Genomic DNA, 26,693 nt, shown 5'->3' with positions numbered 1-26,693 from the left:
TTTTACGTTTATAGCAAAAGAAAAAGGTAGTTCAGTAATGGAGAAACCATTGCGCATTGGCGTTGTTGCCGGAGAGCTTTCAGGGGATACCTTGGGTGAAGGTTTGATTAAAGCCGTTAAGCTTATTCACCCTAATGCTGAGTTTGTCGGTATTGGCGGCCCTAAAATGATATCGCAAGGCTGTGAGTCATTATTTGATATGGAAGAGCTGTCGGTGATGGGTTTGGTTGAAGTGCTTGGACGTTTACCTCGTTTGCTCAAAGTAAAATCCGAGCTGGTACGTTATTTTACCGATAACCCACCTGATGTGTTTATTGGTATTGATGCGCCGGACTTCAACCTTCGCTTAGAGCTCGATCTGAAAAATGCCGGTATACAAACCGTCCATTATGTTAGCCCTTCCGTTTGGGCTTGGCGGCAGAAACGAATTTTTAAAATTGAAGCGGCGACTAATTTAGTGCTGGCATTTTTGCCCTTTGAAAAAGAGTTTTACGATAGATATCAAGTTCCATGTGAATTTATCGGACATACTCTAGCAGACACTATCCCTCTTGAATCACAAAAAGAACCTGCTCGTGACTTACTTGGTCTTGAGCAAGATAAAACTTGGCTTGCGGTATTGCCAGGCAGTCGTGGAAGTGAGCTTAAGATGCTTGCAGAGCCCTTTATTGAGACCTGTAAACGTTTAAATAAAAAACATCCAGAGATGGGCTTTGTTGTTGCTTTAGTGAATGAAAAACGCCGAGCTCAGTTTGAACATGCATGGAAAACACTTGCTCCAGAACTCGACTTTAGATTGATTAACGATACGGCTCGTAACGTGATCACAGCATCAGATGTTGTGATGCTTGCTTCTGGTACCGTCGCCCTTGAATGTATGCTCATCAAACGCCCAATGGTTGTTGGTTATCGGGTTAATGCGTTTACTGCATTTCTTGCGCGACGCATGCTCAAAACCAAATATGTTTCTTTACCCAATATTCTTGCCAATGAAGAGTTGGTGACTGAGCTTCTTCAAGAATCCTGTACCCCAGAGAGGCTAGAAAGTGAAGTTGAGAAATTACTAAAAGAGCGTGGTGAGTATATGCTAGAGCGGTTTACCAAAATGCACCATCAGCTTCGCAAAGGTGCGGATACTCAAGCCGCTCATGCAGTGCTAAAACTTATTGACAGATTACCATCATGAACGAAAAAAATACGCTTGTTGCCGAGTTTCAATACCCAGTTGGGTATCAACAAATTGCGGGTGTAGATGAAGTTGGACGTGGTCCCTTGGTTGGCGATGTTGTTACTGCTGCCGTCATTCTCGATCCTAACCAGCCAATAAACGGGTTAAATGATTCGAAAAAACTAACCGAAAAAAAGCGTTTGGCTCTATTTCCGGAAATTTTGGATAAGGCATTAGCTTGGTCGATTGGGCGTTGTTCTCATGATGAAATTGATCAGCATAATATTCTTAATGCCACTATGCTTGCTATGCAAAGAGCAGTGGAGGGTTTGAATGTGACGCCAGACTATGTCCTGATAGACGGAAATCGGGTACCAGATTTACCTATGGAAGCACAAGCGGTAGTAAAAGGCGATCTGCGTGTTGCTGAAATCAGTGCGGCATCTATTATTGCTAAGGTTGTACGAGATCAGGAGATGGAAGCGCTGGATAAAATTCATCCAGAATTTGGTTTTGCCAAACATAAAGGGTATCCAACTAAAGCCCATTTTGAAGCGATTGAGCAGTATGGCGTAATAGAACAACACCGAAAAAGCTTTAAGCCAGTAAAAAAAGCCTTGGGCTTACTGTAGAAGTTTTTAAACCTTATTTTGCTGGGGTATATCTAATAGACTATATCACGTAAAATATCTCAGCTTCTCCATAGACTCAGTACAGTTGCGGAATATTCATGTCAGATCCTAAATTTATTCATCTCAAAGTTCACAGTGACTTTTCCATGGTTGATGGCTTATCTAAAGTGCCACCTTTGGTAAAAAAAGTCGCCGAGATGGGCATGCCAGCGGTGGCGCTGACCGATTTCACTAATTTATGTGGCTTGGTTAAGTTCTACGGCACTGCGCATGGATGTGGTGTGAAGCCCATTATTGGAGCTGACTTTGCTATGCAATCGGATCAGTTTGGTGAAGAGCTGACAAGACTCACCATACTTGCCTCTGATAACCTGGGTTATAAGAATCTCACTTTACTTATTTCCAAAGCCTATCTGCGCGGTCATGTGCAGCATCAACCCGTGATTGATAAAGATTGGCTAGTTGAACATTCTTCTGGTTTGATTGTGTTGTCTGGTGGAAGAAGCGGTGAAATAGGAAAAGCCCTGTTAAAAGGAAATCGCAGACTCGCTGAGCAATGTGCCGATTTTTTCCGTCAACACTTTGCTGACCGTTTTTTTCTTGAATTAACGCGAACAGGGCGAGCAGACGAAGAAACGTATCTTCATTTTGCTCTTGAGTTTGCACAGAGCGAACAACTTCCAGTGGTCGCGACTAATGATGTTGTCATTTTAGATGAATCAACATTTGACGCGCACGAAATTCGCGTTGCGATTCACGACGGTTACACATTAGAAGATCCTCGCCGACCCAAAAACTACAGTGCGCAGCAATATTTGCGTAGCGAAGAGGAAATGTGCGCTCTTTTTGCTGATATTCCTGAAGCATTAGAAAACAGCGTAGAAATAGCCAAGCGCTGTAACGTTTCTGTTCGTTTGGGAGAGTACTTTCTGCCTGCTTTTCCAACCGATGGTATGGAAGAAACCGAATTTCTGGTGAAAAAGTCGCAACAGGGATTGGAAGAGCGTCTGGAGTTTCTGTTCCCGGATGAAAACGTCCGTATCCAGCGACGCCCAGAATATGATGAAAGGTTAAAAGTTGAGCTTGAAGTGATCAATAACATGGGGTTTCCCGGTTATTTCTTGATCGTTATGGAGTTCATTCAGTGGTCGAAAGACAATGATATTCCAGTTGGCCCCGGCCGAGGCTCTGGCGCGGGTTCGTTAGTTGCTTATGCCCTTAAAATTACTGATCTTGACCCTCTAGAATATGATTTGCTCTTCGAACGTTTCTTGAATCCAGAACGTGTTTCCATGCCCGACTTTGATGTTGACTTTTGTATGGATAAACGCGATCAAGTGATTGATCATGTAGCTGAAATGTATGGAAGAGATGCGGTATCTCAGATCATTACTTTCGGTACTATGGCGGCCAAAGCTGTTATTCGCGATGTGGGCCGAGTGCTAGGGCATCCATTTGGTTTTGTTGACCGCATATCCAAAATGGTGCCACCCGATCCCGGCATGACCCTAGAGAAAGCTTTTCAAGCTGAGCCTGCTTTAGCTGAGTTGTATGACGCCGATGAGGAAGTTAAAGAACTTATCGACATGTGTCGTATTTTAGAAGGCTGTACGCGCAATGCGGGTAAGCATGCGGGAGGGGTGGTTATCTCTCCGACCACGATTACCGACTTTGCCCCTATATATGCAGACGCAGAAGGGCACTTTCCCGTTACCCAATTTGATAAAAATGACGTAGAAACAGCGGGTTTAGTGAAGTTTGACTTTCTTGGGTTGCGTACACTGACCATTATCGACTGGGCACTTGGATTGATTAACCCGAGGCTTGAAAAGCAGGGCCAAGCGCCGGTGCGCATTGAGTCGATCCCCCTTGATGATGATGCCTCTTTTAGACTGCTGCAAAATGCCGAAACCACCGCGGTATTCCAGCTTGAATCTCGCGGGATGAAAGAGCTGATTAAACGTCTTCAGCCAGACTGTTTTGAAGATATTATCGCTTTGGTGGCCCTGTTTCGTCCCGGGCCTCTTCAATCGGGGATGGTGGATAACTTTATTGACCGCAAGCATGGCCGTGAAGCTATCTCCTACCCAGATGAAACATGGCAGCATGAGTCATTAAAAGAAACACTTGAGCCTACCTATGGCATTATCTTGTATCAAGAGCAAGTTATGCAGATTGCTCAGATATTGGCAGGATATACCTTAGGCGGTGCAGACATGTTGCGTCGTGCTATGGGTAAGAAAAAGCCTGAGGAAATGGCCAAGCAGCGCGCCGTGTTTGAAGAAGGCGCGATCAAAAACGGCGTAGATGGCGAACTTGCAATGAAAATCTTCGATTTAGTGGAGAAATTTGCAGGTTATGGTTTTAACAAGTCTCACTCTGCCGCTTATGCTTTGGTGTCTTATCAGACACTTTGGCTTAAAAAACATTACCCTGCTGAGTTTATGGCAGCGGTAATGACCGCTGATATGGACAACACGGAAAAAGTGGTGGGTTTGGTCGATGAATGCTTGCGCATGAAGCTTAAGGTGTTGCCACCTGATATCAATTCAGGCTTGTACCGTTTTAATGTCGATGAAGACGGTGCCATTGTATATGGTATCGGTGCAATAAAAGGGGTAGGTGAAGGGCCGATAGACGCTATTCTTGAAGCTCGCAACGCTGGTGGTTATTTTAAAGATTTGTTTGATTTTTGTGCCAGAATAGACCTAAAAAAAGTCAATAAACGTGTAATTGAAAAGCTTATTTATGCTGGGGCGCTGGATAGATTAGGGCCGCATCGTGCTGCTATGATGGCATCATTAAACGATGCTGTAAAAGCGGCAAGCCAATACCACCAAGCAGAAGCTTTTGGCCAAAATGATTTATTTGGTGTTCTTACGGAAGCGCCTGAAGAGGTTGAACACAAGTATACTAAGGTTCCAGCTTGGCCGGAAAAAGTTTGGTTGGAAGGAGAACGTGATACACTAGGGCTCTATTTAACTGGGCATCCGGTCAATGCGTATATCAAGGAGCTTGGTAAATATACCAGCTGTCGATTGAAAGATGCGACGCCAACACGCCGAGATCAAAGTGTGACGATTGCTGGCTTGGTTATTGCTGCGAGAGTAATGACAACTAAGCGGGGCAATCGTATCGGTATCATGACGCTTGATGATCGAAGTGGTCGCATGGAAGTGATGCTGTTTTCAGATGCGCTTGATCGTTATGCAGAACTGTTGGAGCAAGACAGAATTTTAGTTGTTTCTGGACAGGTCAGCTTTGATGATTTCAATGGTGGTCTTAAAATGACGGCGCGCGAGGTCATGGATCTTGGTGCGGCGCGTGAAAAATACGCACGAGGGCTGTCGATTTTTATGGAAGAGTCCCAAATCGACGAGCAATTTTTTGAGCGCTTTAGTAACATACTAGAGCCTCATAAGGCAGGCAGTGTTCCTGTCCAAGTATATTACCAGCGCAGCGATGCAAGAGCACGCTTGACGTTGGGAACAGAGTGGCGCGTGACGCCTAGTGATGAATTAATAGACAATTTGAAACAGCTACTTGGTAATAATCAAGTAGAACTCGAATTTAACTAAGTTCGGCAGAGCATGCCGAATAAGAAAGGATCTATAGATGAGCCTGAACTTTTTAGAATTTGAAAAGCCTATTGCTGAGTTAGAGGCTAAGATCGAAGCCTTGAGAAGTGTTTCTCGCCACGGTGGTGATTCTGGCGTCGATCTAGAGAAAGAGATTGAGCAGTTAGAAAAGAAAAGCTTGGAGCTTAAAAAGAAAACTTTCAGCGATCTTGGAGCGTGGGAGACAGCTCAGCTAGCTCGTCATCCACTACGCCCTTATACCTTGGATTACATTGAACATGTGTTTACAGAGTTCGAGGAGCTGGCTGGTGATCGTGCTTATGCTGACGACAAAGCCATTGTTGGCGGTATGGCGCGCTTAGATGGTCGTCCAGTGATGATCATCGGTCACCAAAAAGGTCGTGAAACTAAAGAGAAAGTGAAGCGTAACTTTGGCATGCCAAAGCCAGAAGGTTATCGCAAAGCACTTCGTTTGATGGAAACGGCAGAGCGCTTCAACATGCCGATCATTACTTTTATTGATACTGCTGGCGCTTATCCTGGTGTTGGTGCAGAGGAGCGTGGCCAGTCTGAAGCGATCGCGAAAAATTTAAAAGTGATGGCAGGGCTTAAAGTTCCAGTGATCTGTAATGTCGTTGGAGAAGGTGGTTCTGGTGGTGCACTTGCTATCGGTGTTGGTGATTACGTGAATATGCTGCAGTACTCAACGTATTCAGTTATCTCACCTGAAGGCTGTGCCTCCATTTTATGGCGAGATTCGGACAAAGCTCCTCAGGCTGCAGAGGCAATGGGACTGATTGCTCCACGTTTAAAAGAGCTTGAGCTGATCGACGAGATTATTGAAGAGCCTTTAGGTGGCGCACACCGTGATCATGTTCAAATGGCAGCGAACATGAAAGCGACCTTAGTAAGACAGCTCAATGAGCTTACTCATTTCGATAATGACACCTTACTAGAGCGTCGTTACCAACGCTTAATGAACTATGGCTATTGTTAAGTTATCGCAATAGAGAATAAAGGCTGAACTGAGGTTCGGCCTTTTTTATTGTTGATGTTAAACTAAGCGAGTCTATTGTTTGATTCAAAATACATGGCTATGGGCCAGTATACTCAAATAGGCACTCTTATCTTTGCAGTAAAACGGTTTCTTTTAATATGGATTTATACCAGCACTTTTCGTCGGTCATTGATCAATATATGTCATCAGAAGGACGGCTTGTCGTTGCTCTTAGCGGTGGCGTTGACTCTAGAGTGTTGCTTGCCTTGGCTGCTCGTTACCAAAAAGAGCGTAAAAAGCCTTGTATAGCCATACATGTACACCATGGTTTGAGTTCTAATGCTGATCATTGGGCTAAGCAATGCCGATTGTGGTGTCTTGAAGAAGGCGTACTTTTTCATTTAGAGAAAGTCAGGTTAGAAAAGCAAGGTAAAAGTATTGAAGAAAGTGCGCGGGAAGCTCGCTATCAAGCACTTAAATCCCACCTAGTCTGTGGAGACTTACTGCTTACGGGCCAACACAGAGATGATCAACTAGAAACTTTCCTTCTCGCATTAAAGCGAGGAAGCGGCCCTAAAGGTTTATCATCTATGGCTCAATGCACTCCGTATGCTGGTGCAAAACTAGTTCGCCCAATACTGCAAGCAAGTAGGGAAGAGGTTGAGTCTTACGCGCAAATACATAACCTTACTTGGGTGGAAGATGAGAGTAATCAGGATACTCGCTTTGACCGCAATTTCCTTCGCCACCAAGTGATCCCTTGTCTCACCGAGCGATGGCCTCATCTGACCAAATCTGTACAGCGAAGTGCAGAGCTTTGCGCAGAGCAGGAATCACTGCTCGATGAATTACTATCTGATCATTTAGAAAAGTCTGTACACCAAGATGACTCTATTGATATTGCTCAGTTAGCCGAAATGTCTTCTTTAGTGCGAGCACGGGTGCTAAGGATGTGGATTAACAAACAGCAAGCTAAGATGCCAAGTCGCGATCTCCTTGATCGGATTTGGTTTGAAGTCGCTATGAGTCGCCAAGATGCCAATCCTATTCTGTCTTTAGCAGAAGGACAGATTCGCCGGTTTAATCATCGATTATATTTGGTTGCACAATGGCAAGATTTGTCATTTTGGCAACACGAAATAAAGTTTGATTGCGAGCTAACTCTGCCTGAAAGTTTAGGAAGCATAACGCTTTTGAATACTCAATCTGGAACATTATCTAAAGCAGCCCTTTCAAACTCGCCGCTTCGCATCATTTTTGAACCTCAGGGGTTGAGTGCTAAGCCTTGCGGACGTCGCCATAGCCGTAAACTCAAAAAACTCTTTCAAGAATACCATGTGCCGAGTTGGTTAAGGCGCCGACTACCGATCCTTATGTGTGGTGACAAGGTTGTGGCGGTGGCTGGTATATTTATTGATGCTGACTTTGTTGGTCAAGATTGTGAACTTGTTTGGGACAAATTCGTACCAGATATGTAAAGATTCTTTATATAAATATACATAAAAACAGTGGATACACTAAGGAAGCGCAATGAAAAAAATAGTAATGGGAATCTTGATCGGGATAAGCTTTACTGCCAGCTCTGCTTTTGCTGCTGGAGACATCGCTGCTGGAAAGGCTAAGTCAGCGGTGTGCGCTGCTTGTCATGGCGCAGATGGTATTGCAGTTATTCCCGGTTATCCAAACCTGAAAGGGCAAAACGAGCAGTATATTATTTCCTCGATTAAAGCCTATAAGGATAAGCAACGTACTGGAGGACTTGCTGCTGTCATGCAAGCTCAAGCCGCTATGCTGAGTGACTCGGACATTGCAAACTTGGCGGCCTATTACTCCAGTTTGAAGTAGCCTTATGTAAATAAAACCGCCTAGCCCGAGCGATAAGGGGCTATCCGTCTTTCTTTTTCTAACACCAGTCGCTAAGGTGTTATGAAGATATAATAAAGGTAGATAGTCTTGATCCGCTTGGGCTTTTTATTGTTTGTTGACCATGGGATAATATAGACGCTTTTGAAAATTAAGGGATGAAGATGAAAAAAATAGAAGCCATTATTAAACCATTTAAATTAGATGATGTACGAGAAGCTCTAGCTGAGGTGGGAATTACAGGCATGACGGTCTCAGAAGTGAAAGGTTTTGGCCGTCAGAAAGGACATACAGAGCTCTATCGTGGCGCTGAATACATGGTGGACTTTCTGCCTAAAGTAAAACTGGAAATTGCGGTGATAGATGATGTAGCCGATCAATGCGTTGACACCATTATTGATACTGCTCAGACGGGAAAAATTGGTGACGGTAAAATCTTTATTACCGATATTGAACGTGTTGTTCGCATACGAACAGGTGAAGAGGATGAAGAAGCGATATAATCGTTACAGTATGGGCTCTGCTGGTGCGTTGAATGAAGACTAAGTGGTTTTTGCTTAGTCTAATAGGCATGGTGTTGGCTGGATTTGCGGCGTTTTTCGTCATTTTTTCTCTGCCAAGCCAGCCGAAAATTGCTTTAATATCACCATCAAATGAGGCGTTCTCTCAATATTGTGTAGAAAAGGCATCGAATGGTAAGCTTGATGACAATGGCCAGCTAAATCTACTTGTATGGAACATTTATAAACAAAATCGGGGAAATTGGCAGCAAAGTTTACAGTCTTATGTGAAAAATAAACACTTAGTTCTGTTACAAGAATCTCGTTTAACTCTCGAATTTAAAAATTGGCTAAAATCTCAGCGGTGGTATGCGTATCAGGTTGATGCATTCGAGATATTTGATACCAGTGTAGGGGTATTGAATTTATCTCACACGACGCCGCAAAAGGCGTGTGCCTACACAGAATTAGAGCCTTGGCTCCGCTTGCCTAAATCGGCACTTTATACCACTTATCCTCTTTCAAATGGTCAACTGCTGACGGTTATTAATATCCACGCGGTCAATTTTACCTATGGTACCCAAGAGTATCAGAAGCAATTTGATACCTTGATGGATCTGGTGGATAAGCACAGTGGCCCAATCATAGTCGCGGGTGACTTTAACAGCTGGAGCGACGCGCGTATCGCGGTGATTGAGCAGGCTTTCAATCAGCTTGGTCTCATCGAAGTGAACTATTCTCCTGATAACCGAACTCAGTTTATTACTGGTCACGCGCTGGATCATGTGTTTTATCGAGGGCTGAACTTTATAAGAGCAGAAGCACCAATCTCTGATGCTTCCGACCATAATCCTATTGAAGCGTATTTTGAGTTAATTGACGTAGATAGACCTCAACCCTAGGTAATGTGAGTGTTATGCACTAACTTTGGTGACATCGACGTACAGTTTTAGTTTTTGGCCTGGTTGAAGGTATTTCTGCCGACTCAGGTCATTCCATTTGACTATATCCTTAGAATTGACTTTGAATTTATCTGCAATCGCACTAATAGTGTCGCCATTTTTTACGCTATAGAAAACGGTGCGAATGACGGCTCCCTCTGATGTGTTCTTCCAAATCACTAAAGTTTGCCCTACTCGCAGGGTATCTTTGGGACTCATTCCATTCCATTTTGCCAGAGATTGATGGGATACCTTGTTAGCGCGGGCTATGGTCCAAAGGCTTTCACCAGAGCGCACCGTATGAGTGAGTTTATACTGACCCCGTGATTTAGCTTGTGCCTTGGCTAATCTATTACTTGCGCTAAGAATATAAGCGGCATCGCTTTTGGTTGATGTCGGGATCATAAGAAATTGCCCGATTCGAATTGAGTCGCTAACTAAGTTATTGGCATTTTTTATCACTTTAGTGGTGGTACTATATTGATCGGCCAGGGCACTTAGACTATCTCCCGATTTCACCTTATATCTCACCAATTTCATGCCTTTTCCACGATTTTTGGCAAGACTTGTTTGAAATCTATCTATGCTACTGATAGGTATAAGCAGTTGATGAGGGCCACTAGGAGCGGTTGCCCACTGATTATAGGCAGGGTTTAATGCTTGTATTTGTTTGACACTAATACCGGCATACCCTGCAGCAATAGCGAGATCGAGTTGCTCTTTAGGATCGATGAGTTGTACTGCAGGTTTATTGGCAATTGGTGGGATATCTATGTCATATTTATTCTGATTGGCGATGATGTCGGCTAAAGCCATTAATTTTGGCACATATCCGCTGGTTTCTTCTGGCAAATCAAGAGAAAAGAAGTCAGTAGGTTTGCCTAGCCTTTGATTCTTGCGAATAGCACTAGATACTCGACCGCCACCACTGTTATAAGCTGCGATGGCATGGTTCCAATTGCCCTCGAAACGGTCATTTAATGCGCTAAGATAATCTAAAGCCGCATCCGTTGAGGCGGATACATCTCGGCGGCCATCGTACCAATAATTCTGTGTTAATCCGTAGTATTTTCCAGTGCTTGGAACAAACTGCCACAGTCCAGCAGCGCTGCCATGAGAGTAGGCAAAAGCATCAAATGAGCTTTCGACAATTGGCAGCAATGCTAGCTCTAAAGGTAAACCTCGCTGTTCAATTTTTTCGGTAATCAGATACAAAAATGGCTGGGCTCGCTGTGAGACAGTTTCTAAGTGCTTGGGGTGTGTCAGATACCAAGTACGATAGTAGTCGACCATCTTGTCATTTGAGACTGGCAATTCAAGTTGCATGGCAATGCGTTGCCAAAGATCTTCTTGGGACTTAGGGGATAGCGCCGGTCCGCTGTCGTTCTCTGGTTTTTTTACTATCTGACCGGATGTTTGTTCAGGAGAATGATTGGTATTTTGAGACGGTGATACTTGGTTTTCTGTTTGCTGGGTTAGCTGACATCCCGTCAGCAGTAGAGCTAATATCCAGCTATGTGTTACTCGCATTTCACAACCCTTTTGCTTGTTGGCTGCTGATAATACTTGTCTAAATACCATGGTGACAAGTTACAACGCCTCAAAATTCGTTCTTCCATTCGCGTAGTGCGGTAAAAATAGCGAGAGAGTCAGTGTTTGATGTTCGGTTCGCGACTGAGCGAATAACACTTGGCTGGTCAGTTCTCAGAAATGGATTGATGTGTTTTTCTTTGCCGATTGTTGTTGGCACAGTCGGTTTATTCTGCGCTCTGAGGCGGTTTACCTCATCACGATACTTTTGGAGTAAGGGGTTATCAGGCTCAACGGCAAGAGCAAACGCGACATTACTAGCGGTATATTCGTGAGCGCAGTAGACCTTAGTCTCTTTTGCTAACGTCATGAGTTTGTTTAATGAAGTATGCATTTGAGACATAGTGCCTTCAAAAACCCTCCCACAACCTGCTGAGAAGAGCACATCACCACAGAACAGCTTGCCATCACCAACGTAGCCTATGTGCCCTTTGGTATGACCCTCAAGCCCTAATACTAAGAATACTTCGCCAAACAATTCAATTTGTTCGCTTGCTTCAACAGCATGAGTCAATGTGGGAACGGGTTCATTGGCGGGGCCTACCACATCAATGTGTGGAAACTGCCTGACCAGTTCAGGTACGCCACCAATATGATCGTTATGATGATGTGTGATTAAAATGGCATCTAAAGTTAAATTATGTTGTTCTAGATATCTTATTACAGGGGCAGCATCTCCTGGATCAACAACAGCACAATGTTGATCGCTATTTTCAATTAGCCAGATGTAATTATCATTGAATGCAGGTATGCTTTTGATATCTAACATGGTTGTTTCTCCAGTTTCCAGAGTAAAGCAGGTTAAGTATGAAGCCAGCACGAAGTTTTAAGAAGCTTGAAAAGCCTCATTCATGGTCTCAGCTTAAGAATGGCCAATGGGTTAGCGAATCAATACAAACGCGTATTGATGAATGGTGCCCAAAACTATTTGGCTATCATATGCTTAAGCTGGGAGGGCTCAGCTGCGAGTTAACCAGCTTTAACTGTAATATTCAACATCAAGTTCACCTTGATATTCAGAACCCCCTCCACAATGTCATTGCTGACGGGTTCAACCTACCTTTTCTCGAAAAAAGCTTTGATGTAGTTGTATTAGCTCACCAGCTGGATTACTGCAATGATCCGCATCGAATGCTGCGAGAGGTGGACCGTGTGATGATTGATGATGGGTATATTATTATCACGGGCTTTAACCCTGTCAGCTTGACGGGGTTGTCGAGTTTAATGCCTTGGAGAAAAAACAATTTGCCTTGGAGTGGGCGTATGTTTACCCCGAGTAGAATTAAAGATTGGCTCAATATTCTTAATTACCAGATCTTAGATTGCGATCAATACGCTTTGTTTCCGATGGAAACCTACCGAACTATGTGGACTTGGCTTGAAAACAGCTTAGGAGACTGGGCTTCACCTATCGGGAGTTTGTATTTTATCGTCGCACGTAAAAGAAGTTACCCTCTTAAACCCATTAAACCTCATTGGAAGCTAAAACGTAAGCTGACGCCAGTTAGCGTCAACTATAAGATATCCAGTAAGTAATGGAATTAACTCGGTTGGTAACCTACATCCTCTTCGGTTGGGTTTTCAGCAGCGGTGCGAGCTAATTCATCACACATTTCATTTTCTCTGTGGCCAGCATGGCCTTTTACCCAGCGCCAGTCAATATCATGGCGAGCTGTTTCTTTATCGAGAGCTTGCCAAAGGTCCGCATTTTTAACGGGTTTTTTATCCGAGGTTTTCCAACCGCGCTTTTTCCAATTGTGGATCCACTGGGTGATGCCTTGCCTTACATATTGGCTATCAGTGGTGAGTATGACCTGACAAGGCTCTTTTAAGCTTTGCAGTGCGACTATAGTCGCCATCATTTCCATACGGTTATTGGTCGTTAGGGTAAAACCTTGGCTGAGCGTTTTTTCAACTTGCTTGTAGCGCAGCACAATACCATAGCCGCCCGGTCCCGGATTACCCAGGCAAGATCCATCTGTGAAAATTTCCACCAGTTTCGTCATGATTTGATACTATTGGGGTAAGCGTAGAATTTGTATAGTCTGACACACAATTTGTTATGAATACCAGCAACAATTCCAATCACAATCGTATTGTGGTTCTCGATACCGAAACAACCGGTATGAACCGAGAAGGTGGCCCTCATTATCAAGGCCATCGCATTATAGAAATCGGTGCGGTTGAAATCATCAACCGTAAGCTGACAGGGCGTCATTTTCATGTCTACCTCAAGCCGGATCGTGCCATTCAACCTGATGCGATTGAAGTTCACGGTATTACGGACGAATTTTTGGTCGATAAGCCAGAGTACCGTGATGTTCACCAAGAGTTTCTAGCATTTATTCAGGGTGCCGAGCTGGTCGCGCACAATGCGCCCTTTGATACTGGTTTTATGGACCATGAGTTTTCATTATTGGATCCTAACATAGGTAAAACTCATGACTTCTGCCGAGTTACCGATACCCTTGCGATGGCGAAGAAAATCTTCCCAGGCAAGCGTAATAACCTCGACGTATTGTGTGATCGATACGGAATAGACAATTCACATCGAACCCTTCACGGCGCTTTGCTTGATGCCGAGATTTTGGCCGATGTATACTTATTGATGACAGGTGGCCAGACATCATTGCAGTTTAGCTCAAGTCAATCGGCAGATGGTGGATTGGGAGGAGAATCTATAAAACGAGTGTCTGGTGGACGAAAATCGCTAAAGGTTATCCGAGCCACGGCCGATGAACTAAAAGCACATAGTGATCGTTTAGACCTAGTTGAGGAGAGCGGCAGCTGCCTCTGGCGTCAGTAGGAGAAGAAATGTTGAAGATTTGGTTTACCTTATTTGGTTTGTTAGCCAGTGCCTTTGTGTATGCTGAGGAATCTTCAATGACTCTGCTTGATAATCGATTTCGAGTCGATCCGACCATAGAGCAAATCACTTTTGTTGTTTATCGAGCTGAACGCTCACGACCTGTGGTTTTGGTGCGTCCTGATGGTAAAAAATATTATGCATGGCGTAAGCCGGATAATGTGCGCTGGTACCAGGAGCCAGCAATGGATATCATCTCCATCGATAAGCCGATGCCAGGGCCATGGCAGGCCGTCGGTAAAGTTACCCCAAAAAATAAAATCGTTTTGATCTCTCACCTCGCTCTTACCACGGAAAGAATGCCATCTCGGCTGTTTCAGGGAGAGCAAATAAAATTCACCGCTCGCATTACTTCTGACGACCAACCGATAGTGATGAGAGACTTTCTAGATAGAATCAATCTCTTGGTGACTTTCACTAAGTATGTGGAAAATGAAGCGTCACTAATCAAAGAGGCAAGGCCCATCGCCCATAAAATTGGAGACTTTGCTGATGATGGGGTTGGTTTGGACGAGGTGGCTGGAGATGGTGTCTTTACTGTATCACTCAATATCACTCCAGAGCCGGGCAAGTACCGCGTTCGCATCACCTCAGGTAATGGTGTTTTCCTGCGTGCTCAAGAGCAAGAAGTATTGGTCTACCCAACACCGATACAAACCACTTTTATTCAAAGCCGCTTTGAAGGTAAAGAGCACATGGTGGCGGTTTCGGGTGAGAAAGGCATGATAGAGCCCGGTAGTATTGCGGCTCAAATTGAGCATATGTCGCCAGATGGCGAAGAGTATGTGATGGCAAAAAGTGCTGCTGAAGATGCTGAGAGAGTATTAATACCGATTCCATATAACGGGGATATTGGCAACTACTCTTGGATGGGGCAAGCTTTTGCGACTGAACTAGGTTCGGGTCGCCCACTCTATTTTCCAATCAAAAAGCAGACATACAGTGTTCTTGAAGAAGTTGATATTGCTGAAACCCGAAGACTTCAGGAAGAAGAGAGACTAAAACAGCAGAAATTAATGGAAGAAATGCGTTTGCTTGAAATGCGAGAAGAAAAGCGCACCAAGACCATGATTATGATTGCGGTAGCCAACATAGTCGTGATTTTTATTGGGGTAGCAATGTATTTTGGTATCGGTAAACTGAAACTAAGGCCGAAGAAAGAAGAAATACCTGAAATGCAGTTAGAGATGCCTAAGAAGTAGTGAAACCATTGGCACCATAAAAGGAAAGGGCTGCCGAGGCAGCCCTTGTTGTTTGTTTTACGCTACTTCATCCATCCGAGGAAACGCCTCTTTGGGTGTCGCAGCTAAGTGCTTTGGGTCAAAGTCATCCACGTTTATCACATACAAACGGTGCTGCTCTGCATCTCGCAGTAACTTGGCATCGTCTGAGTCTATGATGCCTTTTTCTAAGCCAATATCTGCAATGAGATCCAATCTTAAGAATGGGCGTCGCTCATCTATCGCTTGGCATACCTTGTTAAACACAGGTTCAGCTTGCAAAATGACGTGGAGCGCTTGTTCAACTTTACCAGCGGCATTAAATTCGCTCGCTTGGAAATATTGGTTACGTCCTAAACGATCACGCGTTGCTGATGGTGTTTGTAGAATCCGCGCTACTTCACTATCGAGTTGATCGCTAGGGGCTTTTCTAATTCGGCCAAAAGGAAGAATCACAAATCTTAATGCTTTTCCTAGCCATTTGTTAGGGAAGTTAGCCAACAGCTCATCAATAGCAATTTCGGCTTGCTTTAGACTGTCTTGAAGCCCCCAGTGTAATAAAGGCAAGTCATCTGCAATACGACCATCACTATCAAAACGTTTCAATGTTGCAGAGCTTAGATACAGCTGGCTGAGGATGTCACCTAAACGGGCAGAAAGTCTTTCTTTACGCTTTAAAGTGCCGCCCAATACTGCCATTGAAATATCAGATAGAAAGGCAATATTTGCACTGTAACGATTAAGCTGTTGATAGTAGCGACTGGTCGAGTCTTTGACCGGAGCCGATGAAAAACGCCCATCTGTCAGACCTAACCAGAAGCTGCGTACTAGGTTACTCAGAGTAAAGCTAACGTGGCCTGCTAAGGCGGCGTCAAATTTTTCTAGCGCATCTGAGTCTTGAGAATAAGCGGCATCCATTTCTTCAAGTACGTATGGATGACAGCGAATTGCGCCTTGACCATAAATAATCATTGAACGGGTTAGGATATTGGCACCTTCAACGGTCACCGCTATCGGCGCACCTTGGTAGCCGCGAGCTAGGAAGTTTGATGGGCCTAAACAGATACCCTTACCACCAACGATGTCCATGGCATCTATGATGCTTTGCTGACCCCTATGGGTACAGTGGTATTTAACAATCGCAGAGATAACCGATGGTTTTTGTCCAAGGTCGATTCCGGCCACTGTGAGGTTACTTGCTGCATCCATGACATAGGCATTACCACCCAAACGAGCGAGCGGTTCTTCAACCCCTTCCATTAGGCCAATAGGCTGTTTAAATTGACGACGGATACGTGCATATGCACCTGTTGCTAGCGCCGCGGTTTTGATGCCGCCAGTTGAGTTTGAAGGAAGTGTAATACCACGTCCGACTGATAAACACTCAACCAACATACGCCAGCCTTGGCCTGCCATTTTAGGGCCGCCGATAATGAAATCTAATGGGACGAATAGATCTTCACCACGCGTAGGGCCATTTTGAAACGGTACATTAAGCGGGAAATGTCGGTTGCCTATCTCCACACCTTTTAGATTGGTTGGGATAAGCGCACATGTGATGCCTACCTCTTGCTCGTCACCCAATAACCCCTCTGGATCACGCAGCTTAAAGGCTAAACCAAGCACGGTAGCGATGGGCGCTAATGTGATATAGCGCTTGTTCCATGTTAGGCGCATACCTAACACTTCTTTTCCTTCCCATTCCCCTTTACACACTATGCCAAAGTCTGGAATTGAGCCGGCATCGGATCCTGCTTCTGGGCTGGTTAAAGCAAAACATGGGATCTCTTTACCTTCAGCAAGTCTTGGCAGGTAATGGTCTTTTTGTTCTTTGGTTCCGTAGTGCTGAAGAAGCTCGCCAGGGCCAAGTGAGTTTGGTACGCCAACGGTTGAAGACAGAACCGATGACACGCCGGTGAGCTTTTGCAAAACAAGAGATTGAGCGTAAGCCGAAAACTCTAAACCGCCATATTTTTTCTTGATGATCATGGCGAAGAATTTTTTGTCTTTTAAGTATTGCCATACCTCGGGCGGTAAGTCTGCTAGCTCATGAGTCACCTGATAGTCATTGACCATGGCGCAGACTTCACTGACTGGACCGTCGAGAAATGCTTGTTCCTCAGCACTGAGCTCGGGCGCGCGAATATCATGCAGCGCGTTCCAATTTGGTTTCCCTTTGAACAGCTCTGCTTCCCACCAAACCGTCCCCGCATCTAGTGCTTCTTTTTCTGTCTGTGACATCTCAGGGAGCACTTTTCTAAATACAGTCAGCGCTTTTTTACTGATCAGTGACTGACGTATCGAGGGAATGGTAAGAACAGCCGCTGACGCTATGAAAAGGATCCAGCTAACTGAACCTGCAGCGCCAAAGACTGACAGTAATAATAAGGTTGTGGTAAGAGCAGCCATCGATTTGATCAAGGCTGTTCGATTATATAGACAGACTGCCAGTACAGCAGAAAATCCAAGTATAGAAAGCAAAGTGTCCATAATTTATGTTCCTTGTTCAGCGTTACTATCTAGTTATACGCTGTAATGCAGCTAGAGGTCCAACCAGTAAGAGTGTAATAAAAATATTAAATAAATGTAAAACACAAATGTGCTTGAAAAGTGATCTTAGTAGAGTAAAAAACCTAAAAATGAAGAGGGGAGCTGGTTTTTTAGGCGCAGAAGCACGATAAAAATGGAATTGTTTGCTGGCAGCTATCGACACTGAGGATTGTTTGAGTAAACTCTGACTATAACTACGTCGATAAAAACCTCGACCTTTGAAGACCCAATAATTAGAGAACAACCTATGTATCAGGATTTGATCAAAAAAGAATTAACCGAAGCTGCTGACGTACTGAATGCATTTTTGAGTAATGAACAAAATATTGCTCAAATCGAAGCAGCAGCCAAGATGCTTGCTGATTCTTTCAAACAAGGTGGCAAAGTGCTTTCTTGTGGAAATGGCGGCTCACATTGTGATGCGATGCATTTTGCTGAAGAGCTAACAGGTCGCTACCGTGAGAACCGTCCTGGCTACCCAGGCATTGCGATTTCAGATCCTAGCCATTTGTCTTGCGTGAGTAATGACTTTGGTTACGACCATGTTTTTTCTCGCTATGTTGAAGCTGTTGGCTCTACTGGCGATGTCTTGTTTGGTTTATCAACCTCTGGTAATTCAGGCAATATTCTAAAGGCAATTGAAGCGGCTAAAGCTAAAGGAATGAAAACCATCGCGTTAACCGGTAAAGACGGCGGCAAGATGGCTGGGCTTGCAGATATTGAAATTCGCGTCCCTCATTTTGGCTATGCTGATCGCATCCAAGAAGTGCACATCAAGATCATCCATATAGTGATTCAGTTAATCGAAAAAGAGATGGAAAAGTAATCATTGTAAATGGTTAAGGGTTAATTGAACTTATATAATACCAGTGTTAATCACTGGTATTGCTGTTTTATAAGGAGCTTTTTGAGCTATGTGTGAACTGCTCGGAATGAGCGCCAATGTGCCGACTGATATTTGTTTTAGTTTTACTGGATTGATGCAACGCGGCGGTAATACCGGCCCGCATCGTGATGGTTGGGGCATTACCTTTTATGAGGGGAAGGGCTTTCGTAATTTTAAAGATCCTAATCCAAGTTGTGACTCCAAAATTGCCGAACTAGTCCAAAACTATCCAATCAAAAGTTGTGCTGTGATCAGCCACATACGCCAGGCAAACCGCGGTGCGGTGAATCTTGAAAACACGCACCCTTTTACTCGTGAGTTGTGGGGACGTTATTGGACTTTTGCTCACAATGGTCAGCTATGTGATTACCAAGATTTAGTGACAGGACGCCATCGTCCCGTCGGCCAAACCGATAGTGAGCTGTCTTTTTGCTGGTTACTAAAGCAAATGGAAGACAAGTACCCGCAGCCACCTCAAGACATGGCGAGTGTATTTAAGTTTATCGCTCAGTGCTGTGACAAACTGCGCGAGAAGGGCATCTTTAATATGCTTTTGTCTGATGGTGAGTATGTGATGACCTATTGTACTAACCATTTGTACTGGATTACCCGTCGAGCGCCATTTGGTAAAGCGTCTTTGATTGATGAAGATGTCGAGATCAACTTTCAGGAAGAAACGACGCCAAATGATGTGGTGTCTGTTATTGCTACTCAGCCTCTGACTGATAATGAAGAATGGCACCGAATGAAGCCTGGAGAGTTTGGCTTGTTCCACTGCGGAGAATTGGCCGATGGCAATGCCGATCAATTAATCGATGTGCCTTTTGCCGAGAAAAAAGTGAAATGCCAAGCGCCGACTGAACCTCTAGAATAAGCATCATTGCGAGAAACTAAAAAGGCTGATGTATTACCATCAGCCTTTTTGCGTACTACTTACTAAGATTTAAGCAAGTTGCGCTTTTAGGTGAGCGACGATTTCCGCCATAGCAACCGGAGTCTTATCTCCAGTGCGACGGTTCTTATATTCGAAGTTACCTTCTTTCATGCTGCGATCGCCAATTATGACAGTATGAGGTATGCCGATAAGCTCCATATCAGAGAACATCACACCTGGGCGCTCTTTGCGGTCATCAAATAAGACTTCGATGCCTATATTAGAGAGCTCTTGATAAAGCTTTTCAGCCGCTTCTCTTACTTCTTCCGACTTGTGCATATTCATTGGAACGATAGCCACTTGGAAAGGCGCAAGAGCGTCTGGCCAGATGATGCCATACTTGTCGTGGTTCTGTTCGATAGCAGAAGCAACAACACGCGATACACCAATACCGTAACAGCCCATTTCTAAAATGGCATTTTTACCGTCAGGACCAAGTACGCCGCAGTTCATAGCTTGCGAGTAAACGTTACCAAGCTGGAAGATATGGCCCACTTCGATACCACGTTTAAGCATTAGGGTACCACTGCCGCATGGGCTAGGATCACCTTCGATTACGTTACGTAAGTCTTCAACTTGGCCAAGTTCAACATCACGGCCCCAGTTGATGCCAAAATAGTGCTTATCATCAATGTTAGCGCCAGCGCCAAAATCGCTCATTACCGCAACGGTGCGATCAACGATAAAGGGTAGGCTTAGGTTGACTGGGCCGAGAGAGCCAGGTCCTGCGCCAACTAGCGCACGAATTTCTTCTTCGGTCGCCATTTCTAAAGGAGCAGCCACTTGCGGAAGGTTTTCTGCCTTGACTTCGTTTAACTCGTGATCGCCGCGAATGATAAGTGCGATGATATCGGCATCTACTTCTTCAGATGCTTTGACAAACAGTGTTTTAACCGTTTTTTCAATTGCTAAGCCATGTTGCTCTACAAGCTCAGCGATGGTTTTGGCATTCGGTGTATCAACCAGCGTCATCTCTTGAGTCGGTTGTGCGCGCTCATTAGAAGGAGCCGCAGCTTCGGCTTTTTCGATGTTTGCCGCATAGTCAGACTCTGTTGAGAAGGCGATAAGATCTTCCCCACTTTCTGCCAGCACATGGAATTCTTGTGAGCCGCTACCGCCAATAGCACCAGAATCGGCAAGCACAGGGCGATACTCAAGACCCATACGATCGAATGCTTTGCAGTAGGCATCATGCATAGCATCGTAAGACTTTTGTAGGCCTTCTTTGTCGATATCAAAGCTGTAGGCATCCATCATGCAAAATTCGCGTGCGCGCATCACGCCAAAGCGAGGGCGACGTTCATCACGGAACTTAGTCTGGATTTGGTACAAGTTAAGCGGCAACTGCTTGTATGAGCTCACTTCATTGCGCACTAGGCTAGTGATCACTTCTTCAGCGGTTGGGCTTAGAACAAACGGACGAGTATGGCGGTCAGTAAAGCGAAGTAGCTCAGGGCCCATCTTTTCGCTGCGGCCTGTCTCTTCCCAAAGTTCAAACGGCTGAACAACGGGCATCAAAGTTTCGACTGCGCCTGCATTGTCGATCTCTTGACGAACGATGTTTTCGACTTTACGCAGTACACGAAGACCAGTAGGTAGCCAGGTGTATAAACCTGAAGCCAGCTTACGGATCATACCTGCACGTAGCATGAGCTGGTGGCTCACAACTTCTGCGTCGTTTGGAGTCTCCTTCAAAGTAGAAAGAAGATAATTACTGGTACGCATTAATTTTATCCGTTTATTAAAGTTATTTTCTCCAGCCAAGAAGGACAGGAGGAGAGAATCCCCATCAGGGAAATAAATAGCCGCTTATAATATCAGTCAAACGCCTTTGTCAAAAGTACTCAATTGCAGTAACCGTGACTAAGTTGTCGCTTATGCTAAATTTGACGTTCAAATCGAATAGATTGACGGCGTATTCTTTACTATCACGCTTACCTTTTTTGTACGCTGGCCGTGGATCTTGCGCCAGCACCTGCTCTATAACAGTTTTTACGTGTTGAGTATCCCTGTGCTCGCTTAACTGCTCGGTCGCCGCTGGTGAAAAGCTTACCGCGAGTGTAACGGGCGCGGTTTCAGCGTAGCCACCATGGGCACTTTCTATCGAGTCAGAGTAGGGGATATAAGGTTTGATATCGATAATCGGCGTGCCATCGACGAGATCTACATTGCCAAGATCAAGATAAACTTGCTCACCGACTTGATCTATCCCTTTCATTTCAACCGCCGACATACCTATGCCATTGGGCCTAAAGGTTGAGCGCGACGCAAACACGCCAACGCGTTGATTGCCCCCTAATCTTGGTGGCCTCACCGTTGGTTTCCAGCCGGCCTCTAAATTTTGATCAAATAAGAACAGCAGCCAAAGGTGTGAAAACTGATCCAGCGCTCTTACCGTTTCCGGAGTATTGGCGGCGTTGATTAAGCGAACTCTAGAGCGAGCCTTTGTCACAAGTCTCGGCTGGCGAGGAACGGCAAACTTCTCTTTGTATGGGCTTTCAATAAAACCGATAGGTTCTACAGAATACATGGCTTTTCTCTAAAAATAGGGGTGGCGTAACGCTAACATAAAAAACGCTAGCAATGCTTAATGAGAATGGTTATCATAAATAAATGTTATAACATAACATTTATTTTGAGAGTTAATGATGCAAAACAATATCCATCCAGAATACCGAACTGTGGTGTTCCATGACACCAGTATTGATGAATACTTTTTAATTGGTTCAACTTTACAAACCGATCGCACTATTGAGTGGAAAGATGGCAAAACTTACCCCTATTTTACGGTTGAGGTGTCATCTAAATCTCATCCTTTCTACACAGGTAAGCAGCGCGTGATCCACCAAGAAGGTCGAGTGGCGAACTTTAGACGTCGATTTGGCCAGTTTTCTAAAGGAAACGAGTAAATGAAAGTACTGAAATCATTAAAGAGCGCAAAAAAACGTCATCCTGATTGTCAAATCGTAAAGCGAAGAGGGCGGCTGTATGTGATTTGCAAGGCCAACCCGCGTTTTAAAGCCGTCCAGCGCTGAGCAAACAAAATTAGTGGTGTAACTGATTGTATTGATTATTGTCGATTATATGGGGTATATCACTAATTTTAGGGTTTTATTCCCTGAGATATCATGATCAGACTAACGATTTGTTACATTTACGACTTTTAATTGATTTCTTTGTTGAGTAATCTTCGCAGGCTTTGTTGGAAAATTGTTACAAAGCGCAGGAGAAACTAACAAGGAGGGATCAGATGACGTCATCTGCTTCAGTCACACCTAACTCACCTAAAAAACCGATATTCACACGCTTTTTAGATATGGTTGAGTACCTAGGCAACCTACTGCCTCACCCCATCACATTATTTGTGATCCTTTGCGCCGCTGTGTTGGTCGCATCAGGCATTGCTGGATTTTTTGAAGTTTCGGTTGCAGACCCAAGACCAGAAGGTGTAAAGGGGCGAGCGGCAGACGGCATGATCCATGTTGTCAGCCTTATTAATGCCGATGGCCTAGAGTTAATCGTCACCAATTTGGTGAAAAACTTTGTTGGCTTTGCGCCGCTTGGAACCGTTCTTGTCGCCTTATTGGGTGTTGCAGTTGCCGAACACTCAGGGCTACTTTCTGCTGTGATGCGCGGTATGGTGATGGGCGCTTCAAAGCGCATGGTCACTGTCACCGTTGTCTTTGCTGGCATTATCTCTAACACGGCTTCTGAGCTTGGTTACGTTGTCCTTATTCCCCTTGCAGCCATGCTGTTTCATTCTTTGGGTAGGCATCCTTTAGCAGGCCTTGCCGCCGCTTTTGCTGGTGTATCTGGCGGCTATTCGGCTAATTTGCTGATTGGTACGGTCGATCCTTTGTTATCTGGGATCACAGAAACCGCCGCGCAATTGATAGACCCAAGCTACACGGTTGGACCTGAAGTTAACTGGTACTTCATGTTTGTCTCAACTTTCTTTATTGCTGCAATGGGCGCCTTTGTTACTGAAAAAATTGTTGAGCCTAAACTTGGCAAATACAACCAAGATGAAGCGTCAGAAGACTTATCTCACGATTCACTGGGCAAGTTAACCGAGGTTGAGAAAAAAGGCATGAAACGCGCCGGCCTTGCCGTTTTGGTAGTGTGTGCTTTGCTCGCTTGGACCATAGTGCCAGAAGATGGCATTTTACGCTCCGATGCTGGCACAGTGGCGGGTTCTCCATTTTTGAAAAGTATCGTCGCCTTTATCTTCGTCTTTTTTGCGATTCCAGGGCTGGTTTACGGCAAAGTTGTCGGCACAATGAAAACTGACCGCGATGTGATTGATGCCATGTCAAAGTCGATGTCTTCAATGGGAATGTACATTGTACTGGTGTTTTTTGCCGCTCAGTTTGTTGCCTTTTTCAAGTGGACCAACTTTGGTCAAGTATTTGCCGTGTCGGGTGCAAACTTTTTGCAAGAGATTGGTTTAACAGGGCCAATGTTGTTTTTCGCCTTTATTTTGATGTGTGGCTTTATTAACCTGATGATTGGCTCAGCTTCAGCTCAGTGGGCGGTGACTGCGCCTATCTTTGTGCCTATGTTGATGCTAGTTGGCTACGCGCCAGAAACCATTCAAGCGGCGTATCGTATTGGCGATTCGACCACCAATATTATCACGCCAATGATGAGCTACTTCGCCCTTATTCTGGCGGTTGCAACCCGCTATATGAAAAATCTCGGTATTGGCACCCTAATCGCCACCATGTTGCCATACTCACTGTGCTTTATCGTCGGCTGGAGCCTACTCTTCTACCTATGGGTATTTGTGTTCGGCCTACCTGTCGGCCCAGGCGCGGCAACCTACTACACGCCGTAACCTACTGCACGCCGTAACAAGATAAAGACCAAACCTTTAATCGATTTAGCCCCTAAACGCTTTGGCGTTTAGGGGCTTTTTTATCATGTTTCAATCCAATCCCTAGCCTTATGACTTAACAGCAAGCAGCGTTCCTAAAGCGAGTAAGCCCGTTCCGCAGGCTTGGTTTAGCCTTTTCTTAACTCTTTTTAAGCGTGTTTGCAGGGTATTGGAGGTAAAAAGAACTGCGATGATACCAAACCAGATTCCATGCAGAGCCACCATGTATACGCCATAGATTAATGCCCACTGGTTATTGCCTGAATCTAAGGAGATAACTTGACTGAAGATACTCAGGAAAAACAGCATGGTTTTAGGGTTTAGTACATTACACAGAAAGCCCTGCACTAAATAGCGCCAAGTGGCGACATCTTGGTGGTTTTCTTCTATAGCTTCAAATTTATCACTGGCATAAAAAATACTTTTAATCCCAAGGTAGATTAAATAAGCCGAGCCTAAATATCGGACTAAATTAAACAGCCATTCATTTTGTGAGATTAAGTAACTTATACCGAGCATGGAATAGCTGATGTGAACACAAATGGCTAGACTCACGCCAAGTGCTGTCCAGATACCAGCTATTCGGCCTTGATTAAGGCTGTTTTTAAGCACCAAAATAAAGTCAGCACCTGGGCTTATAACGATTAATATACCTAAAATGGCAAGGCTAAAAATTTCCACATATACTCCAAACTTGATTTATTCTACGTTGTGAGTGCACATTGTATGTGTTTGTTAGACTGACTATAATCGAATTGATTTCAGTTTAGATGTGAGAAAAATTCACAGATGAGGCACTTAAAAGCCTTCCATGTATTCCATGTTGCGGCATCTTCAGCAAGCTTTACCCAAGCGGCAAGTAAGTTAAATATTACCCATGGTGCGGTAAGCAAGCAGATCAAAGTGCTTGAAAGTTATTTATCCCAGCCTTTGTTTTATAAGCAAGGCCGAAAGGTGTATTTAACCCAAGAAGGCGAGTTACTAAAAAGCTATACAGAGCAAGCATTTCAAGCGCTTGAAAGCGGAGTGAACAAGCTAACTCAGGTAAAAAGTCAGTGTTTAGAGGTGTCTTGTGAGCCAACATTGACCATGCGTTGGCTGATGCCTAGGTTATCTGACTTTTATATGAACTCTGGGGTAGATGTTAGGCTCTCAACAGCAGGAGGGCCGGTTTTATTGGGGGTGACTGGGTTATCTTTGGCCATTCGCCGTGATGACTTTGAGCTTATTCATGACTACAAGCAAACAAGCTTAGTGGATGAATGGGTTGGGCCCGTGTTTGCCCCTCACTACTGGCATCAAGTTAAAAACGATTTAAGTACCGCCAAACTTCTTCATAGCCAAACAAGGCCGCACGCATGGGAGAAGTGGCTATCCAGTAATGGCTACTCTCATCTGTTAAACAATGTGCACCAATCTTATGCGCATTTCTATTTTTGCTTTCAAGCTGCGGTTGAAGGCCTTGGCGCAGCCTTAGGTTCTTATCCGCTTGTGGTTGATGATATAAAAAGAGGCAATTTAGTCGCCCCATTTGGCTTTGGATTATCTGGCCATAAATATATTTTGCTTGGCTTAGAGAAAACACCTGATGAAGGAGAGCAAAAGTTCACTGATTGGCTACAAACCAGCCTGCGCTCCTGTGTACCAACCGAGTCCGAAAGAAACGGCCTGTTTACTGCGAGATAACACCCACTTGAACGTTTTTTGCTGCTATTGGATTTAACTTTACTTTGGTCAGGGGGGGCTGCTGAGGAGGATGGAACTTAGCGTAGGTTTTTGGACTGGGGTGTTTTTGCCCCAAAATGGGTTACCTGTCGAAGTTTGAGCAGAGATCATCGGATAGATTTTATTTAGAAAAGCTAATGGTTGGCAAAAGGCGAGACCTGACCCCATCACATTTTATAGATAAGCTTTTTCTGTTTTTAGGCTGTACCCTCGCATTCGCATATGTTGTCGAATTTCTTCTAAAAATTTACTTGCCATCTCCACTCTCCCTTGCTGTGTATCCGCACAGTTTATTAGGTTTGAATCTGGTTTGAGTATGAAAAATGGCTTGTTTTGTTGAGTGCTTAGTCTCGTTTTGTCGATAGAA

25 protein-coding genes are annotated in these 26,693 nt (G+C 44.5%); 17 read left to right on the top strand and 8 right to left on the bottom strand.

Going from position 1 to position 26,693, the window contains the following annotated elements; genetic code table 11:
- Nucleotides 1-37: 37 nt before the first annotated feature.
- From lpxB to MHN79_RS03880, 8 genes are all read left to right on the top strand, one after another.
- Nucleotides 38-1,186 carry a lipid-A-disaccharide synthase gene (gene lpxB / locus MHN79_RS03915; protein WP_239171808.1) on the top strand — a complete coding sequence of 383 codons (1,149 nt, stop codon included), beginning with the start codon at nucleotides 38-40 and terminating at the stop codon, nucleotides 1,184-1,186.
- Entirely contained in the window at nucleotides 1,183-1,800 is a 618-nt protein-coding gene (gene rnhB / locus MHN79_RS03910; protein WP_239171807.1) for a ribonuclease HII, read from the top strand. The genes lpxB and rnhB overlap by 4 nt, the downstream gene beginning before the upstream one ends.
- Nucleotides 1,801-1,898: 98 nt before the next feature.
- Complete coding sequence (gene dnaE, locus MHN79_RS03905) at nucleotides 1,899-5,378, top strand: DNA polymerase III subunit alpha (RefSeq protein WP_239171806.1); 3,480 nt, start codon at nucleotides 1,899-1,901, stop codon at nucleotides 5,376-5,378.
- A 37-nt stretch (nucleotides 5,379-5,415) separates the two neighbouring features.
- Nucleotides 5,416-6,375, top strand: coding sequence for an acetyl-CoA carboxylase carboxyl transferase subunit alpha (accA, locus tag MHN79_RS03900; protein WP_114785238.1), 960 nt, complete (start codon nucleotides 5,416-5,418; stop codon nucleotides 6,373-6,375).
- 158 nt (nucleotides 6,376-6,533) lie between these two features.
- The gene (gene tilS / locus MHN79_RS03895; protein WP_239171805.1) at nucleotides 6,534-7,853 is read left to right on the top strand and encodes a tRNA lysidine(34) synthetase TilS; all 1,320 of its coding nucleotides are present in this window, start codon (nucleotides 6,534-6,536) and stop codon (nucleotides 7,851-7,853) included.
- A 52-nt stretch (nucleotides 7,854-7,905) separates the two neighbouring features.
- Nucleotides 7,906-8,220, top strand: coding sequence for a cytochrome c (locus MHN79_RS03890; RefSeq protein ID WP_239171804.1), 315 nt, complete (start codon nucleotides 7,906-7,908; stop codon nucleotides 8,218-8,220).
- A gap of 182 nt (nucleotides 8,221-8,402) precedes the next feature.
- A complete protein-coding gene (glnB, locus tag MHN79_RS03885; protein ID WP_239171803.1) occupies nucleotides 8,403-8,741 on the top strand; it encodes a nitrogen regulatory protein P-II in 339 nt (112 codons plus the stop codon).
- 32 nt (nucleotides 8,742-8,773) lie between these two features.
- A complete protein-coding gene (locus MHN79_RS03880; RefSeq protein WP_239171802.1) occupies nucleotides 8,774-9,640 on the top strand; it encodes an endonuclease/exonuclease/phosphatase family protein in 867 nt (288 codons plus the stop codon).
- Between the two features lie 12 nt (nucleotides 9,641-9,652).
- Here the strand turns inward: MHN79_RS03880 and MHN79_RS03875 are convergent, their stop codons facing one another.
- On the bottom strand, nucleotides 9,653-11,209 hold the full coding sequence (locus MHN79_RS03875) for a LysM peptidoglycan-binding domain-containing protein (protein WP_239171801.1): 1,557 nt from the start codon (nucleotides 11,207-11,209) through the stop codon (nucleotides 9,653-9,655).
- 70 nt (nucleotides 11,210-11,279) lie between these two features.
- Nucleotides 11,280-12,038 carry a hydroxyacylglutathione hydrolase gene (gloB, locus tag MHN79_RS03870; RefSeq protein ID WP_239171800.1) on the bottom strand — a complete coding sequence of 253 codons (759 nt, stop codon included), beginning with the start codon at nucleotides 12,036-12,038 and terminating at the stop codon, nucleotides 11,280-11,282.
- Nucleotides 12,039-12,076: 38 nt separating this feature from the next.
- On the opposite strand from gloB, the gene MHN79_RS03865 reads away from it, so the two are divergent.
- Nucleotides 12,077-12,805, top strand: coding sequence for a class I SAM-dependent methyltransferase (locus MHN79_RS03865; RefSeq protein WP_160929644.1), 729 nt, complete (start codon nucleotides 12,077-12,079; stop codon nucleotides 12,803-12,805).
- 5 nt (nucleotides 12,806-12,810) lie between these two features.
- Here MHN79_RS03865 and rnhA read toward each other — a convergent pair whose 3' ends face one another.
- Nucleotides 12,811-13,275, bottom strand: coding sequence for a ribonuclease HI (gene rnhA, locus MHN79_RS03860; protein WP_160929646.1), 465 nt, complete (start codon nucleotides 13,273-13,275; stop codon nucleotides 12,811-12,813).
- A 56-nt stretch (nucleotides 13,276-13,331) separates the two neighbouring features.
- Between rnhA and dnaQ the strand changes: the two genes are divergently transcribed.
- The gene (gene dnaQ, locus MHN79_RS03855; RefSeq protein ID WP_239171799.1) at nucleotides 13,332-14,075 is read left to right on the top strand and encodes a DNA polymerase III subunit epsilon; all 744 of its coding nucleotides are present in this window, start codon (nucleotides 13,332-13,334) and stop codon (nucleotides 14,073-14,075) included.
- A gap of 8 nt (nucleotides 14,076-14,083) precedes the next feature.
- A complete protein-coding gene (locus MHN79_RS03850; protein WP_239171798.1) occupies nucleotides 14,084-15,337 on the top strand; it encodes a TIGR03503 family protein in 1,254 nt (417 codons plus the stop codon).
- Between the two features lie 57 nt (nucleotides 15,338-15,394).
- On the opposite strand, the gene fadE is transcribed toward MHN79_RS03850, so the two are convergent.
- The gene (gene fadE, locus MHN79_RS03845; protein WP_239171797.1) at nucleotides 15,395-17,845 is read right to left on the bottom strand and encodes an acyl-CoA dehydrogenase FadE; all 2,451 of its coding nucleotides are present in this window, start codon (nucleotides 17,843-17,845) and stop codon (nucleotides 15,395-15,397) included.
- 307 nt (nucleotides 17,846-18,152) lie between these two features.
- Here fadE and lpcA point away from each other — a divergent pair, with 307 nt between their 5' ends.
- On the top strand, nucleotides 18,153-18,731 hold the full coding sequence (lpcA, locus tag MHN79_RS03840; RefSeq protein ID WP_114785266.1) for a D-sedoheptulose 7-phosphate isomerase: 579 nt from the start codon (nucleotides 18,153-18,155) through the stop codon (nucleotides 18,729-18,731).
- 88 nt (nucleotides 18,732-18,819) lie between these two features.
- Complete coding sequence (locus tag MHN79_RS03835) at nucleotides 18,820-19,665, top strand: class II glutamine amidotransferase (protein ID WP_239171796.1); 846 nt, start codon at nucleotides 18,820-18,822, stop codon at nucleotides 19,663-19,665.
- 69 nt (nucleotides 19,666-19,734) lie between these two features.
- Here MHN79_RS03835 and MHN79_RS03830 read toward each other — a convergent pair whose 3' ends face one another.
- Together MHN79_RS03830 and tsaA are read right to left on the bottom strand one after the other, a co-directional pair.
- The gene (locus MHN79_RS03830; RefSeq protein WP_239171795.1) at nucleotides 19,735-21,450 is read right to left on the bottom strand and encodes a proline--tRNA ligase; all 1,716 of its coding nucleotides are present in this window, start codon (nucleotides 21,448-21,450) and stop codon (nucleotides 19,735-19,737) included.
- Nucleotides 21,451-21,559: 109 nt separating this feature from the next.
- A complete protein-coding gene (tsaA, locus tag MHN79_RS03825) occupies nucleotides 21,560-22,255 on the bottom strand; it encodes a tRNA (N6-threonylcarbamoyladenosine(37)-N6)-methyltransferase TrmO (protein ID WP_239171794.1) in 696 nt (231 codons plus the stop codon).
- 118 nt (nucleotides 22,256-22,373) lie between these two features.
- Here tsaA and MHN79_RS03820 point away from each other — a divergent pair, with 118 nt between their 5' ends.
- The 3 genes from MHN79_RS03820 (at nucleotide 22,374) to MHN79_RS03810 (ending at nucleotide 24,562) form a co-directional block, all read left to right on the top strand.
- Nucleotides 22,374-22,634, top strand: a complete 261-nt coding sequence (locus MHN79_RS03820) for a type B 50S ribosomal protein L31 (RefSeq protein WP_239171984.1) — start codon at nucleotides 22,374-22,376, stop codon at nucleotides 22,632-22,634.
- Nucleotides 22,635-22,760 (top strand): type B 50S ribosomal protein L36, encoded by a 126-nt coding sequence (gene ykgO / locus MHN79_RS03815; RefSeq protein WP_114786599.1) that lies wholly within the window; start codon nucleotides 22,635-22,637, stop codon nucleotides 22,758-22,760.
- Between the two features lie 215 nt (nucleotides 22,761-22,975).
- On the top strand, nucleotides 22,976-24,562 hold the full coding sequence (locus MHN79_RS03810) for an AbgT family transporter (RefSeq protein ID WP_239171793.1): 1,587 nt from the start codon (nucleotides 22,976-22,978) through the stop codon (nucleotides 24,560-24,562).
- 108 nt (nucleotides 24,563-24,670) lie between these two features.
- On the opposite strand, the gene MHN79_RS03805 is transcribed toward MHN79_RS03810, so the two are convergent.
- A complete protein-coding gene (locus tag MHN79_RS03805; RefSeq protein ID WP_239171792.1) occupies nucleotides 24,671-25,282 on the bottom strand; it encodes a LysE family translocator in 612 nt (203 codons plus the stop codon).
- 108 nt (nucleotides 25,283-25,390) lie between these two features.
- Here MHN79_RS03805 and MHN79_RS03800 point away from each other — a divergent pair, with 108 nt between their 5' ends.
- Nucleotides 25,391-26,287 carry a LysR family transcriptional regulator gene (locus tag MHN79_RS03800; protein ID WP_239171791.1) on the top strand — a complete coding sequence of 299 codons (897 nt, stop codon included), beginning with the start codon at nucleotides 25,391-25,393 and terminating at the stop codon, nucleotides 26,285-26,287.
- Nucleotides 26,288-26,500: 213 nt separating this feature from the next.
- Here the strand turns inward: MHN79_RS03800 and MHN79_RS03795 are convergent.
- Nucleotides 26,501-26,693 (bottom strand): hypothetical protein (locus MHN79_RS03795; protein ID WP_239171790.1); only part of this gene is annotated, 193 nt, incomplete at its 5' end.

This window comes from Vibrio sp. Of14-4 (genome assembly GCF_022347625.1).
GTDB lineage: Bacteria > Pseudomonadota > Gammaproteobacteria > Enterobacterales > Vibrionaceae > Vibrio > Vibrio pristinus.
The sequence above is the reverse complement of the archived record's forward strand: the minus strand, read 5'-3'. Positions and strand labels throughout refer to the sequence as shown.

What these genes read in the sequence shown, in the direction of transcription:
- fadE (WP_239171797.1), bottom strand. Translation starts at nt 17,845, where the DNA reads ATGGACACTTTGCTTTCTATACTTGGATTTTCTGCTGTACTGGCAGTC.
- MHN79_RS03865 (WP_160929644.1), top strand. Translation starts at nt 12,077, where the DNA reads ATGAAGCCAGCACGAAGTTTTAAGAAGCTTGAAAAGCCTCATTCATGG.
- ykgO (WP_114786599.1), top strand. Translation starts at nt 22,635, where the DNA reads ATGAAAGTACTGAAATCATTAAAGAGCGCAAAAAAACGTCATCCTGAT.
- rnhA (WP_160929646.1), bottom strand. Translation starts at nt 13,275, where the DNA reads ATGACGAAACTGGTGGAAATTTTCACAGATGGATCTTGCCTGGGTAAT.
- MHN79_RS03850 (WP_239171798.1), top strand. Translation starts at nt 14,084, where the DNA reads ATGTTGAAGATTTGGTTTACCTTATTTGGTTTGTTAGCCAGTGCCTTT.
- dnaE (WP_239171806.1), top strand. Translation starts at nt 1,899, where the DNA reads ATGTCAGATCCTAAATTTATTCATCTCAAAGTTCACAGTGACTTTTCC.
- MHN79_RS03820 (WP_239171984.1), top strand. Translation starts at nt 22,374, where the DNA reads ATGCAAAACAATATCCATCCAGAATACCGAACTGTGGTGTTCCATGAC.
- gloB (WP_239171800.1), bottom strand. Translation starts at nt 12,038, where the DNA reads ATGTTAGATATCAAAAGCATACCTGCATTCAATGATAATTACATCTGG.
- MHN79_RS03800 (WP_239171791.1), top strand. Translation starts at nt 25,391, where the DNA reads ATGAGGCACTTAAAAGCCTTCCATGTATTCCATGTTGCGGCATCTTCA.
- accA (WP_114785238.1), top strand. Translation starts at nt 5,416, where the DNA reads ATGAGCCTGAACTTTTTAGAATTTGAAAAGCCTATTGCTGAGTTAGAG.
- MHN79_RS03810 (WP_239171793.1), top strand. Translation starts at nt 22,976, where the DNA reads ATGACGTCATCTGCTTCAGTCACACCTAACTCACCTAAAAAACCGATA.
- MHN79_RS03890 (WP_239171804.1), top strand. Translation starts at nt 7,906, where the DNA reads ATGAAAAAAATAGTAATGGGAATCTTGATCGGGATAAGCTTTACTGCC.
- tsaA (WP_239171794.1), bottom strand. Translation starts at nt 22,255, where the DNA reads ATGTATTCTGTAGAACCTATCGGTTTTATTGAAAGCCCATACAAAGAG.
- MHN79_RS03830 (WP_239171795.1), bottom strand. Translation starts at nt 21,450, where the DNA reads ATGCGTACCAGTAATTATCTTCTTTCTACTTTGAAGGAGACTCCAAAC.
- lpxB (WP_239171808.1), top strand. Translation starts at nt 38, where the DNA reads ATGGAGAAACCATTGCGCATTGGCGTTGTTGCCGGAGAGCTTTCAGGG.
- MHN79_RS03880 (WP_239171802.1), top strand. Translation starts at nt 8,774, where the DNA reads ATGAAGACTAAGTGGTTTTTGCTTAGTCTAATAGGCATGGTGTTGGCT.
- lpcA (WP_114785266.1), top strand. Translation starts at nt 18,153, where the DNA reads ATGTATCAGGATTTGATCAAAAAAGAATTAACCGAAGCTGCTGACGTA.
- tilS (WP_239171805.1), top strand. Translation starts at nt 6,534, where the DNA reads ATGGATTTATACCAGCACTTTTCGTCGGTCATTGATCAATATATGTCA.
- rnhB (WP_239171807.1), top strand. Translation starts at nt 1,183, where the DNA reads ATGAACGAAAAAAATACGCTTGTTGCCGAGTTTCAATACCCAGTTGGG.
- dnaQ (WP_239171799.1), top strand. Translation starts at nt 13,332, where the DNA reads ATGAATACCAGCAACAATTCCAATCACAATCGTATTGTGGTTCTCGAT.
- glnB (WP_239171803.1), top strand. Translation starts at nt 8,403, where the DNA reads ATGAAAAAAATAGAAGCCATTATTAAACCATTTAAATTAGATGATGTA.
- MHN79_RS03875 (WP_239171801.1), bottom strand. Translation starts at nt 11,209, where the DNA reads ATGCGAGTAACACATAGCTGGATATTAGCTCTACTGCTGACGGGATGT.
- MHN79_RS03835 (WP_239171796.1), top strand. Translation starts at nt 18,820, where the DNA reads ATGTGTGAACTGCTCGGAATGAGCGCCAATGTGCCGACTGATATTTGT.